Consider the following 13030-nt stretch of genomic DNA (forward strand, 5'->3'; position numbering starts at 1 on the left):
CTACGCACGGGCGGCTCGCGATCATCACGCATCCACACGCTTGATGGTCAGCGACTTGAGATAGGCGGCGGGATTCTCGGGATCGAAAACCTTGCCGTCGAAGAACGTCTCCTTGCCACGCGAGGTCGACGCCGGAATGTCAGCAGCCGCCACGCCAAGGGTTTTCGCTGCGTCCCGCCAGAGATCTTCTCGGTTCACCTTCGCGATCAGCGCCTTGGTGTCCGTGCTCGCCGGCATTTTTCCCCAGCGGATATTCTCAGTCAGAAACCAGAGATCGTGGCTCTGAAAAGGATAAGAGGCGTGATCGCGCCAGAACTTCATCAACAACGGACTGTTCCTCTCCACGCGGCCGGTGCCGTAATCGAAATTGCCCTTGATCCGCTCATCAATGTCGCCGACAGGTACATTCATCCACTGACGCTTGGCGCTGATCGCAGCCAGTTCGTCCTTGTTGGAATCCTTGTCGCACCACTGCAGGGCTTCCATCACCGCCATCAGCAGCGCCTTGGCGGCGCGCGGATTCTTCTCGACCCACGCCGCGCGCATGCCGAGAACCTTTTCCGGATGATCCTTCCAGATCTCGCCCGTCGTCAGTGCCGAGTATCCGGCCTTCTGGTGGATCAACTGCTCGTTCCACGGTTCGCCGACACACAGGCAATCCATGGTGCCGACCTTCATGTTCGCCACCATTTGCGGCGGCGGCACCACGATGGTCTCGACATCCTTGTCGGGATCGATGCCGCCCGCTGCCATCCAGTAACGAATCCACAGATCATGCGTGCCGCCGGGGAACGTCATCGCCGCCTTGATCGACTTGCCGGCAGCCCTCTTCTTCTCGAACGCCGCCGCCAGCGGCTTAGCATCGAGCCCGACTTTCAAATCGGCATATTCATTGGCGACTGAAATACCCTGACAGTTCAGATCGAGCCGCGCGAGAATGTGCATCGGCGTCGGCACGTTATTCTGTGTCACCGTTCCGGCCGATATCTGGTAGGGCATCGGCGTCAGGATATGCGCACCGTCGATGCCGTTGCCTTCGGAGCCGAGCACGAGATTGTCGCGGGTGGTGCCCCATGAGGCCTGCTTCTCAACCGTGACGTCCGGCATTCCATGCTTGGCGAAGAAACCTTTTTCCTTGGCGACGAACAGCGGTGCAGCATCCGTCAGCGCGATGAAGCCGAGTCTGGCCTTGGTTGTCTCCGGACCTGCCGTCTGGGCGAACGCGCCGCCTGGAAAATTCAGGCGGGCCGCCGCCATGAGCGCAACCGCCCCTGCGCCTGCTTTCAGGACCGCGCGGCGGCTGGTGGATTTTCCGATGACGTCAGTGCTGGATTTGCTCATGTCGCTGCCTTCTGAAATCGCTCTTCGTCAGGCATCGGTACGCTGGATGGGAGGCCCGGCCGTTCCTGACCACCTCTAATAATCAACTTCCATGCCAACCACTGGCACGATAAATTATCATTATATTTCAGTATTTTAATTCAGCTTTGGATGCGCCGTGCGACTTCCCGGAAAATGCAGCGCTGCTCATCATTTCAACGGAACTGCTCACAATTTGCGCACTGCACAAACGTTCAGCGAGTCGCACGCAGCATGGCCAGCAGCGTCACGACGGCGATCGCCAGAAGCGCCGACACGCACTGCCAGACCAGCACCGGATTTCGCTCCAGCAGTGGGACCGCAGATGCATCGCGGAAGGCAGGGTTGGGATGGCGAAGGTCGAACACGAAAGCTGACAGCGCGTCATATCGGGCCGCCGGATCGGGCTGGACAGCTTTTCGCAGCGCGCCGTCGACCCACAACGGAATGCCACGCTCCTCATTGACCGCAGATCGGTATCTGAGCTTGCGCTGCAAGGCGCGGGTCCGCGCCCGTCCCGCCGCCGGACCGAATGGCAATCGCCCTGTCAGCATCTGATAGGCGATCACACCCAGAGAATAGAGATCGGACTGCGGCGAGCCTGCCGCGCCGAGAAAATATTCGGGCGCGGTGTATTGGACCGTTCCGAGAATTTCACCATCCAGTTCGGGCATCGTTTCGGCAACGCCAGCGACGCGGGTAGAACCGAAATCGATGATCCTGACCGTGCCGGCGGCATCGATCATGATGTTGTCGGGCCGCAGATCCTGATGCAGCATTTCCTTTTGGTGGAAAGCGCCAAGGCCTTTCGCAATCTGCTCGACGATTTTGCGGACGGTTTCAAGATCAGGCCGTGGGTTGTCGATCATCCATTGCACAAGACTCCTCCCCTCAACAAACTCCATGACGACATAGAGATAGTTGCGGGCTCTTGTCTGCGCCTGCGGTTTCAAGACGTGCGGGCTGTCGATACGCCGGGCAATCCATTCTTCCATCGCAAAACGCCTGCGGTAGCCCAAGTCTTCACCAAGATCGATCGAGGGCGTTTTTAAGGCGACGAGGCGATCTGCCGCTACATCCGTCGCAAGATAGATGTGGCTGCGGGCGCTGGCATGAATTTCGCGAATGATCCGATAACCGTCAAACTCCGCCCTCGCCTCCAGTAACGGCGGCAGCGGCAGTTCGGAGACACGAAGAAATTCATCGGCTTGCATTTTCGGCAGCCGATCGACACAAATGATCTGTATCGTGAGATTGTCGGGGCTGCCGCGATCGAATGCTGCTCGACCGATGATGCGCGCGGCGGCATCAAGATCATCGGCGTTGGCTGTAATGGTATCGACGACAAAGCGCGGCGGCACGTATTCGTAGATACCATCCGTCGCCAGTACAAAGACATCACCGACCGCGAGCGGGACGGTGCGGTAGTCGATTTCGATCTGCGGATTCACCCCAAGCGCTCGCCCGAGATAGCTTTCGACCGACGACGGTGTGACGCGGTGATCCTCCGTCAGTTGCTCCAGTGTATTCCCGGCCACACGATAGATGCGGCAATCGCCGATATGAAACAAGTGCGCCGTAGCCGATTTGAACACGACTGCGCTGAATGTGCAGACGTACCCTTTGTCACTGTCGTAAGGATTCAGTCCCCGCCGCGTCTGCGCATGAAGCCAGGAATTTGTTGCGGCGATCACCCGCTGGGCGGATGTCTTCACCGACCAGGATTCGGACGTGCAGTAATAGTCGGTCAGAAAGCTCTTGACCGCGGACTCGCTGGCGATCCGGCTGACATCGCTGCTGCTGATTCCATCAGTCAGGACCGCCGCAATGCCCTTCATCGACAGCAGCGGCTCGTCCGGGATCAGGACGCCATGAAAGTCCTGGTTGGATTCCTTGCGCCCCTTGTCGGAATACTGGCCGATGGACAGGCTGAGTGTGGACATGGACGGTCACATCGAAGGAGCCTCACCTTAAGCAGGTGAGGCTCCTTCGTCCAATCGCGATCAGGCGACAGCGCGCAGGTCACGCTTCGGCGCGGTCTTCACGTGGGTCGCATACAGCGTCAGGCCAGTGAAGGACAGGCCGCCCACGAGGTTGCCGAGCGCCGTCGGAATCTCGTTCCAGATCAGATAGTCCATGACCGAGAACGGGGCATGCAGCATCAGGCCTGCGGGAAACAGGAACATGTTCACAACCGAATGCTCGAACACCATGTAGAAGAACAGCATGATCGGCATCCACATCGCGATCACCTTGCCGCTGACGGTCGTCGAGACCATCGCGCCCACCACGCCGGTCGAGACCATCCAATTGCAGAGCATGCCGCGCATGAACAGCGTGATCATGCCCATCGCGCCGTGTGAAGCATAACCGAGCGTGCGCGCCTCGCCGACATTGCCGATCACCGCACCAACCTTGTCGGGCGCCTGGGTGAAGCCGTAAGTCGTGACGAACGCCATCATGAACGCAACCGTCAGCGCACCGCCGAAGTTACCGACGAACACCAAACCCCAGTTGCGCAACACACCGCCGAGCGTGCAGCCCGGCCGCTTGTTCAGCCACGCGAGCGGTGCCAGCACGAACACGCCCGTCAGCAAATCGAATCCGAGCAGGTAGAGCATGCAGAAGCCGACCGGAAACAGGATGGCGCCTGCGAGCGGCTGTCCGGTATTAACGTTGATGGTTACTGCGAACCACGCGGCAAGCGCGAGAATGGCTCCTGCCATGTAGGCACGGATCAAGGTATCCCGTGTCGACATGAAGATTTTGGATTCCCCTGCGTCCACCATCTTGGTGACGAATTCCGAAGGTGCGAGATAAGACATCGAAGCTCCTCTGTGGTTCATCGCTGGAACCGGCGCGGCCCAGCAGCAAGCCTCAGCCGAGGGGCATCGGCTCGCTGACAGGTCTCGATTGACCCATCCCTTGCAGAGCAATCACCGTGCCAAATGCTTCAAGACGGCGCAGATCGCGAAATTGTGGGCGTCGTATTGGTCAATGGCGCACGCTCATGGCCATCTGACGTTTGGAGATGCACGATGTCGAAGCATTCGCCCATGCTTTGGGCACGACACTTCCGGAGCAGAGGGCTGAAATACGAAAAATGCCTATTTCGTAGGGAGATAGTGCCTTGAAATGACCCACGATCAAGGATAGCCATCCGCTTTCAACGGACCCCCTGATCATGACCACGGCCAGCGCGCCCAAAATCAGCTTCGTCTCTCTGGGATGCCCCAAGGCTTTGGTGGATTCCGAGCGCATCATCACCCGCCTCCGCGCGGAAGGCTACGAACTCGCCCGCAAGCACGACGGCGCGGACATCGTCATCGTCAACACCTGCGGCTTTCTGGACAGCGCCAAACAAGAATCGCTCGGCGCGATCGGTGAGGCCATGGCCGAGAATGGCAAGGTCATCGTCACCGGCTGCATGGGCGCGGAACCCGAGCAGATCGAGAAGGAATACCCCAACGTCCTGTCGATCACCGGCCCGCAGCAATATGAGAGCGTCTTGGAGGCCGTGCATCGCGCCCTGCCGCCGATGCACAACCCGCATCTCGATCTTGTGCCGCCGCAGGGTATCAAGCTGACGCCGCGGCACTACGCTTATTTGAAGATTTCAGAAGGCTGCAACAACCGCTGCACCTTCTGCATCATCCCGAAGCTGCGCGGCGATCTCGTCTCACGCCCGGCGAACGACGTGCTGCGTGAAGCCGAGAAGCTCGTCGCCGCCGGTGTCAAGGAATTGCTCGTCGTCTCGCAGGATACTTCAGCTTACGGCATCGACATTAAATACGAGTCGAGTCCGTGGAAGGATCGCGATGTCCGCGCGCGCTTTCTCGATCTGACGCGTGAACTCGGTGAACTCGGCGCGTGGGTCCGTCTGCAATATGTCTACCCCTATCCGCATGTCGATGACGTCATCGCGTTGATGGGCGGCAACATCCTTCCCTATCTCGATATCCCCTTCCAGCACGCCAACCCGGAAGTGCTCAAGCGCATGCGCCGCCCGGCCGCGCAGGACAAGACGCTCGCGCGCATCCACAAGTGGCGCGAGCAATGTCCCGACCTCACTTTGCGCTCGACCTTCATCGTCGGTTTCCCGGGCGAGACTGAATCCGAATTCCAGGATCTACTCGACTGGCTGGACGAGGCGCAGATCGACCGCCTCGGTTGCTTCAAGTATGAGCCCGTCGCGGGCGTGACCTCGAACGCGCTGGACAATCCCGTACCGGACGAGATCAAGACCGCGCGCTGGAACGCGTTGATGGCACGGCAGCAGAAGATTTCCGCGCAGCGGTTGAAGCGCAAGGTCGGCACGCGCCAGCAGGTCATCATTGATGAAATCGGGCCCAGCGTCGCGAAGGGCCGCTCGAAAGCCGACGCGCCGCAGATCGACGGCTCGGTTTACGTCTCAAGCCGCCGTCCACTGAAGGTCGGCGACATCGTCACCGCGAAGATCGAACGCGCAGACGAGTACGATCTCCACGGCACCGTGGCGGGATTCTGAAACAGTCTTACGGCTTGAGCACCGACGCACCGGTCGTGACACGGCTTTCAAGATCGATGTGCGCCTTGGCGGCATCCTTCAGCGCATAGGCGCGATTGATCGGCACATGAAGCGTACCGTCGATTACGGCGGCAAACAGCGCGTCCGCACCCTCGATCAATTCCTTGCGCGTGCCGATGTGGTCGGCAAGCTTGGGGCGCGTGATGAACAGCGACCCATGCGTGTTCAATTCATTGACCGAAAACGGCGGCACCGCGCCGGACGCATTGCCGAAGCTGACCATCAGGCCGCGCTTTTTCAGTGAACGCAAAGAACCCTGGAACGTATCCTTGCCGACGCCGTCATAGACCACGTCGCACAATTCTCCGCGGCTGATCTGCTTCACACGCTCGGCGAAATCCTCCTCCTTGTAGAGGATGACGTGGTCGCAGCCATTCGCCAGCGCGAGATCGGCCTTTTCCTTTGAACCGGCGGTGCCGATCACGGTCGCACCAAGCGCCTTGGCCCATTGGGACGCGAGAAGCCCGATACCGCCCGCCGCTGCGTGGATCAGCACACGGTTGCCGGGCTGAACATGAAACGTCTTATGCAAAAGATACCAGACCGTCAGACCTTTCAGCATCAGCACGGCGCCCTGCTCGTAGGTGATGTGATCGGGCAGTTTCACCAGCCGGTCGGCGGGCGCGTTGCGTTCCGTCGCATACGCGCCAAGGTTGAGGTAATAAGCCACCCTGTCGCCGGGATGGAAATTAGTCACCCCTGGCCCAACCGCCGTGATTTCACCCGCGCCTTCGTGGCCGACCGTGAACGGCAGGCTCGGCGCTTTGTACAGCCCGGTGCGGAAATAGCAGTCGATAAAATTAATACCGATCGCATGATGGCGAATTCGGACCTCACCCTGGCCGGGCGGAGGCAGTTCGACGTCCTCATAGGTCAGGACATCCGGTCCCCCGAGTTTGTGCACCCGCACAGCCTTGATCATCATTTTCTCCCTGCACTACTTGCGGAGACGGAAATGCATCGGGCGGCAAATGTCAACGTGGAGGATCGGCAGCCTGCCGGAACGGCTTATGCTTACGCCGGTTGCGCTTCGCCAGCACGTTGAATGTCTCCACGGCTCCGGAGAACACGATCGCAGTGTATATGTAGGCGCGCGGGATGTGGAAGCTCAGGCCGTCAGCGACGAGCGCAACGCCGATCAGTACCAGGAACGCCAGCGCCAACATCTTGGTCGTGGGATACTCCGCGACGAAGGCCGCGACCGGCCCCGATGACAGATACATCACCGCGCAGGCGATGATGACGGCGGCAATCATAATCCGTAGATCCTGCGCCATGCCGATCGCCGTAATGACGGAATCCAGCGAGAAAATGATATCGATCACAACGATCTGGACGATCACCCAGGCGAACGCGTTCGTCGAGCGCGACGCGACCACCTCGCCGTCAGTCGGCCCTTCGACCTCCGCATGAATTTCATGCGTGGCCTTGGCGATCAGGAACAGGCCGCCGCCAATCAGGATCAGGTCGCGCCACGACAGATCAATGCCCATCACGGTAAGCACCGGCGCGGTCAATCCGATCAGCCATACCAGCATCGACAGCAGCAGGATACGGAAGACCAGCGCCAGCGCGAGACCGATTCGGCGGGCACTTTTCGCCTGCGCCGCAGGAATTCGCGACACAATCACTGACAGGAAGATCACGTTGTCGATGCCAAGAACAATTTCGAGAGCAGTCAGCGTCAGCAGCGCGGCCCATGCTTCCGGGCTCGTCAACAAATCCATCATGGTCTGATCCGGGTGTAGGTTTGCACGACAAGATCGGAGAACAGGACGTATCCAGCGATTCCACACAGCGCGATCTTCACTAGCGTAGGCACGTTGAAGTCCACCACGACCGTGAAAATCGTCAGCACCGCCCAGATGCCGATCAGGGCCAATGTCAGTGGCCGCCAGCGCAACGTGCGCAGCGGATGCAGAGTGTGAAACGGCACGAATGTTAAACCTACGAAGACAGCCAACACGATGGTCCCAAGAACGGGAGATGGCTTGAGCAGTTGGAGATAGAACGCCGCCGCATTCCACAGCGCGGGAAAGCCGCGGAAGTGGTTGTCGTCGGTCTTCATGCGCCGGTCGGCGAAATAGAGCGCCCCCGAGATGACAATGGCGACCCCAATCAAGGGCGCCGCCACAGGCAACAGCAATTTGCTCGCCATGATCGCATAGGCCGGGACGAACACATAAGTCAGAAAATCGATCACGAGATCCAGCGTATCGCCCGACCAGTCAGGCAACACATCGGCAACGTTGAAGCGGCGCGCGATCGGTCCGTCGATGCCATCGACGAAAAGTGCCAGCCCAAGCCAGACAAACATCATCGACCAGTGTTCGCGAACGGCCTCCAGCAGGGCCAGCAAGGCCAGCGCCGCTCCAGAAGCGGTCAACAGATGAACCGCGAACGCGCGCGCCCGCGTGGACGCGTCAGAGCTCCGGGATGGGGCATGCGAGTCGGTCATCCACCCCCATGACTAACAGGATTGTGTTGAGCTTGCACTGCAACTCTTGCGCTCGGAAGCCGCCGTTCCCAACATCGACCCGTGCCGAAAAAGCTGTTATCGCACCCTCATGGACACTCCCGGTTCCCCTCATTTTGCCGTTGCCATCGTCGGTGGCGGCCCTGTCGGCCTCGCCGCCGCCATCGGACTTGCGCAGAACGGCGTTCCCACCACCCTGGTCGCCCGCAAGGTCGTCTATAGCGACAACCGCACCACTGCCCTGCTCGGCGGCTCGATCGATTTCCTGATGTCGCTGGAGGTCTGGCCCCGCTGCGAACAGCAGGCGGCCGCGCTGCGGGTGATGCGGCTGATCGACGATACCGGACGGCTGGTGCGCGCGCCCGAGGTCCGGCTGTCGGCTCACGAGATCGGCGAGGAGGCGTTCGGCTACAACATCGAGAACCGAATCCTCGTTGCGGCACTTGAGGCACGCGCCTCCGAATTGCCGGAGCTCGTTCGCTACGATGATGACGCCAGGGCGATCCATGGCGGCGACACCAGCGCAGACATCGAGACGAAGATCGGCACTCATCTCAGCGCCTCAATCGTCGGCGGCGCCGACGGGCGTAATTCGTTGGCGCGCCGGAGCGCGGGCATCGAGCTGCGCACGCGTACCCTTGAGCAGGCCGCCGTCACCTTCAACACGGCGCACACCAGGCCTCACGACAACATCTCGACCGAATTTCATACGCCGCATGGCCCGCGCGTCTTTGTGCCGCTGCCGGGCCTACGATCGAGCATCGTCTGGGTCACGACGCCGGATGAGGCCGCGACCTTGCGATCGCTGTCCGACGATGAGCTCGGCTTGCGCGCCGAGCGTCAGGCGCACTCGATCCTCGGCAAGATGCGCGCGGAGGGAGAGCGTCACGTTTTCCCGCTGACGATGCGAAACCCTGCCATGCTTGCCACGCGCCGTATCGCCCTGCTTGGCGAAGCTGCCCATGTCTTTCCGCCAATCGGCGCGCAAGGGCTCAATCTCGGATTGCGCGATGCTGCCGATTTCGTGCAGGTCGTCACGGCTGCCCATCAGGCCGGCACAGACCCCGGCTCGGATGACGTGATGTCGCAATACTCACGGAGCCGCCGCGCCGATATCGCCAGCCGCACGGCAGTGATCGACGTCGCCAATCGCTCGCTGCTCAGCGATTTCCTGCCCGTGCAGATGATGCGGGCGGCAGGCCTTCATCTTCTCAATATCGCCGATCCGATACGCCGTTTCGCCATGCGCGAGGGGCTCGCCCCTTGGTGGCGACGCTCAGCCTGACCGGGGTCAGGCGCCCAGATTTGTGATATTTCTCCAAGCAACAGCCACAATTTCGATCTACCGCAGACTCACGATGAAAGCACGAACCGCTAAATTCCAGATCGGCCAGGTTGTCCGTCACCGCTCCTTTTCATTCCGGGGCGTGATCTTCGACATCGATCCTGAATTCAACAACACCGAAGAATGGTGGCTCTCGATTCCCGAGGAGATGCGTCCGCACAAGGACCAGCCGTTCTACCATCTGCTGGCCGAGAACTCGGACTCCGAATACATCGCCTATGTCTCAGAGCAGAACCTGCTGCCGGATGAGACCGGTGATCCGGTTCGCCACTCGCAGGTGTCGGAAATCTTCATCAAGGACAAGGCGGGCGGATATCGCCAGCGCAACCTGTCGCTGAACTAACGACGCCCTGTTCTCATTGAGCCAATAAAAAAGCGCGCATTCCTGCGCGCTTTTTTATTGATTGCCTTCGCGGCCGTTACTTGTTGGCCGGCGGGGCGTTGGTCTGGCTCTCGAGCCGCTGGCGGGCTTCCGCCGCGCGCTTCTGCAACTCGTCCTGAAGCTTCTTCTGGTTCTCCTCGAACACCTTCGGGTCGGTCGGAGGACCGTCATAGGCCTTGGCGAACTCGGCCAGCGGCAGCGGCAACGTCAGCGGCGCGCCGTTGGAGTTGATCGCCTGCACGACGAGGTTCTGGCCCTTCTTCATGTGGTTCAGAAGATCGGGGGTGACTTCGTAATCGGACATGCAGCCATTGGCGAAGCAGATCACATAGGGGCTCTGCAGCGGCGGGTTGCTGTCGACGACGATACGGGTGCCGTAGGCGAGTTGCATACCGAGCGGCAGCGTCACGCGCAGGATCTTCTTCGGCTCGCCTTCCGGCTCGATGATGACGGCTGCAATGACGGGCTGGCCGGACTCAATGCGGCCGTCCTTGCCGGTGAAGCAGACCTGCTTGGCGTTGGCATCCTGACCCTTGAGACAGAACTTGGTCCACTGGCCGTAAATAAGCTGAACCTGCTGCTCAGGCTGCTGCTGGCCCTGCGCGGGCTGCTGAGGCTGGGCGGGTGCCGCCTTCGGAGCCGCTTTCGGCGCAGCCTTGCCCTTGGCGGCTGGCTGGGCCTGAGCGCTCGCATCGGCCACCGGCAGGGCGATCATGGCCGCGGCGGCCAGAAATGCTGCGGCGAACCTCCGTCCACGCGGCGCGGCCTGCGCGGCCAAGTTCCGGAAATTCATAGTGAAAACCCTTTCTGACTAAGCGCTGCCACCCTTATGGAGAGCGTCGCCGATGAGGCGCTGTCTCGGAGCCAAATAAGGCGGATGCGTGACAACACACGCGACTGATCGGAATCGCCCGCCTTCATACAACGGCAGGCGGAAAGATCAATGCCAACAATGATTTTTTGGGTTTTTGTCCTCTTGCCGGAAACCGTCCGGATGCCTCGTGATAGCGTTCTCCATTGCCCTGCGAATCGCAAGGAACACGGGACCGAATGAAAGCCCTCGCGCTCCGATGCCTCCTGCTGCCGCTTGTCGCCCTCCTCGGCGCAGCGCTTGTCGGTGCATGGGCGCAGGCTGAGCCGACGCCCTCGATTGCCATGCACGGCAAACCAGCGCTGCCAAACGACTTTAAGAATTTCCCCTATGCTAATCCAAACGCTCCAAAAGGTGGCCACCTCACTTGGGGCCTGCTCGGCACGTTCGACAGCCTGAATCCCTTCATCGTGAAGGGCATCGCGGTGCAGCAAATCCGCGGCTACGTGGTCGAGAGCCTGATGGCGCGCAATAACGACGAGCCGTTCTCGCTCTACGGCCTGCTCGCCGACCGCATCGATACCGACGACGCCCGCAGCTATGTCGCCTTCCACATCAACCCGGCGGCACGGTTCTCGGACGGCACCCCCGTTACCGCGCAGGATGTGCTGTTCTCCTGGCAGTTGATGCGCGACCACGGCCGTCCCAACCACCGGCTCTACTATTCCAAGGTGAAAAACGCTCGCGCGCTCGACACGCAGACCGTCCGTTTTGATTTCGGCGGCGAGGCCGACCGCGAGCTGCCCCTGATCCTAGGCCTCATGCCGGTGTTCTCACAAAGAGCCGTCAATGTGGACACCTTCGAGGATACCTCGATGACCGCTCCACTCGGGTCGGGTCCCTACCGCGTCACGGACGTCCGGCCCGGCGCGAGCGTCACCCTGACGCGCAATCCGGACTATTGGGGCCGCGACCTGCCGGTGAACCGGGGCCTGTGGAATTTCGATGAGGTGCGGCTCGACTTCTACCGCGAGGCCAATGGCGCCTTCGAAGCATTCAAGCGGGGACTGTACGATTTCCGCAATGAGAACGAGCCACTGCGCTGGCACGAGGGCTACGACTTCCCGGCCGCCCGCTCAGGTCAAGTGATCCGCGACACCATCAAGACCGGCACCCCGCGCCCATCGGAATTTCTGGTGTTCAATACCCGCCATCCGGTCTTTGCCGATATCCGGGTCCGGCAGGCTCTGACACTGCTGTTCGATTTCGAATGGATCAACCGCAATTACTTCTTCGGCCTGTACAGCCGCTCGCCAAGTTATTTCGCGGGGTCGGAGCTATCTGCCGAAGGCCGTCCCGCCTCCGCCCACGAAAGGCAGTTGCTCGCGCCCTATGCCGCGAGCGTGCGGCCCGACGTCATGGACGGCAGCTACCGTTTGCCGGTAAGTGACGGCTCCGGCCGGGACCGGAAGGCATTGGGGACCGCGCTCACACTGCTCGAACAGGCCGGGTACGCGTTCAAGGGCACTCACCTACGCAATCGCAAAACCGGCGAACCGCTGACGTTTGAAATCCTGGTCAGTACCCGCGATCAGGAGCGGATCGCACTCGCCTATTCACGCGACCTCAAGCGCGCGGGCATCGAGGTTTCCGTACGGGTGGTTGATGCGGTGCAGTTCGACCAGCGCCGCCTCGCCTACGATTTCGACATGATCCAGAACCGCTGGGACCAGTCGCTGTCCCCCGGCAACGAGCAGGCGTTCTACTGGGGCTCGCAGGCCGCCGAAACCCCCGGCACCCGCAACTACATGGGCGCCCACGACCCCGCGATCGATGCGGCGATCAACGCCATGCTGGAGGCAAGGGAACGGCCGGACTTCGTCGATGCGGTCCGCGCCCTCGACCGCGTCCTGATGTCCGGGGCCTACGCAATTCCCTTGTACAACCCACCGGCGCAATGGATCGCGCGCTGGAATCGTATAAAATCTCCTACACATGCTGCGCTTTCCGGCTATCTTCCGGAAACGTGGTGGTTCAACTCGCAGAAACAGACTCCGTGACCGACGCGACGGACACTCCCGACACCAGCG

The 13030-nt window shown here is 60.8% G+C and carries 11 protein-coding genes; 4 read left to right on the forward strand and 7 right to left on the reverse strand.

What is annotated here, in order from left to right:
- Positions 1 to 24: 24 nt before the first annotated feature.
- From AFIDRAFT_RS11170 to AFIDRAFT_RS11180, 3 genes are all read right to left on the reverse strand, one after another.
- Positions 25 to 1341 carry a CmpA/NrtA family ABC transporter substrate-binding protein gene (locus AFIDRAFT_RS11170; protein WP_009339509.1) on the reverse strand — a complete coding sequence of 439 codons (1317 nt, stop codon included), beginning with the start codon at positions 1339 to 1341 and terminating at the stop codon, positions 25 to 27.
- 233 nt (positions 1342 to 1574) lie between these two features.
- A complete protein-coding gene (locus AFIDRAFT_RS11175; RefSeq protein WP_009339510.1) occupies positions 1575 to 3302 on the reverse strand; it encodes a bifunctional protein-serine/threonine kinase/phosphatase in 1728 nt (575 codons plus the stop codon).
- Between the two features lie 60 nt (positions 3303 to 3362).
- The gene (locus tag AFIDRAFT_RS11180) at positions 3363 to 4184 is read right to left on the reverse strand and encodes a formate/nitrite transporter family protein (RefSeq protein WP_009339511.1); all 822 of its coding nucleotides are present in this window, start codon (positions 4182 to 4184) and stop codon (positions 3363 to 3365) included.
- A 359-nt stretch (positions 4185 to 4543) separates the two neighbouring features.
- Between AFIDRAFT_RS11180 and rimO the strand changes: the two genes are divergently transcribed.
- Positions 4544 to 5866, forward strand: a complete 1323-nt coding sequence (gene rimO, locus AFIDRAFT_RS11185; RefSeq protein WP_009339512.1) for a 30S ribosomal protein S12 methylthiotransferase RimO — start codon at positions 4544 to 4546, stop codon at positions 5864 to 5866.
- Positions 5867 to 5873: 7 nt separating this feature from the next.
- Here the strand turns inward: rimO and AFIDRAFT_RS11190 are convergent, their stop codons facing one another.
- The 3 genes from AFIDRAFT_RS11190 to pcsA are packed head-to-tail and all read right to left on the reverse strand — an operon-like array spanning position 5874 to position 8384.
- Complete coding sequence (locus tag AFIDRAFT_RS11190; protein WP_009339513.1) at positions 5874 to 6848, reverse strand: quinone oxidoreductase family protein; 975 nt, start codon at positions 6846 to 6848, stop codon at positions 5874 to 5876.
- 52 nt (positions 6849 to 6900) lie between these two features.
- Positions 6901 to 7656, reverse strand: a complete 756-nt coding sequence (locus AFIDRAFT_RS11195; RefSeq protein WP_009339514.1) for a TerC family protein — start codon at positions 7654 to 7656, stop codon at positions 6901 to 6903.
- The gene (gene pcsA / locus AFIDRAFT_RS11200; RefSeq protein ID WP_009339515.1) at positions 7653 to 8384 is read right to left on the reverse strand and encodes a phosphatidylcholine synthase; all 732 of its coding nucleotides are present in this window, start codon (positions 8382 to 8384) and stop codon (positions 7653 to 7655) included. Before pcsA ends, AFIDRAFT_RS11195 begins: the two co-directional genes overlap by 4 nt.
- Before the next feature lie 109 nt (positions 8385 to 8493).
- Between pcsA and AFIDRAFT_RS11205 the strand changes: the two genes are divergently transcribed.
- Positions 8494 to 9687 (forward strand): UbiH/UbiF family hydroxylase, encoded by a 1194-nt coding sequence (locus AFIDRAFT_RS11205; RefSeq protein WP_009339516.1) that lies wholly within the window; start codon positions 8494 to 8496, stop codon positions 9685 to 9687.
- A gap of 73 nt (positions 9688 to 9760) precedes the next feature.
- Positions 9761 to 10090 (forward strand): heat shock protein HspQ, encoded by a 330-nt coding sequence (gene hspQ / locus AFIDRAFT_RS11210; protein WP_009339517.1) that lies wholly within the window; start codon positions 9761 to 9763, stop codon positions 10088 to 10090.
- 76 nt (positions 10091 to 10166) lie between these two features.
- Here hspQ and AFIDRAFT_RS11215 read toward each other — a convergent pair whose 3' ends face one another.
- Entirely contained in the window at positions 10167 to 10922 is a 756-nt protein-coding gene (locus AFIDRAFT_RS11215) for an invasion associated locus B family protein (protein ID WP_009339518.1), read from the reverse strand.
- 257 nt (positions 10923 to 11179) lie between these two features.
- Between AFIDRAFT_RS11215 and AFIDRAFT_RS11220 the strand changes: the two genes are divergently transcribed.
- Complete coding sequence (locus tag AFIDRAFT_RS11220) at positions 11180 to 13000, forward strand: extracellular solute-binding protein (protein ID WP_009339519.1); 1821 nt, start codon at positions 11180 to 11182, stop codon at positions 12998 to 13000.
- Positions 13001 to 13030 lie beyond the last annotated feature (30 nt).

The organism is Afipia sp. 1NLS2 (genome assembly GCF_000178995.1).
Lineage (GTDB): Bacteria > Pseudomonadota > Alphaproteobacteria > Rhizobiales > Xanthobacteraceae > Afipia.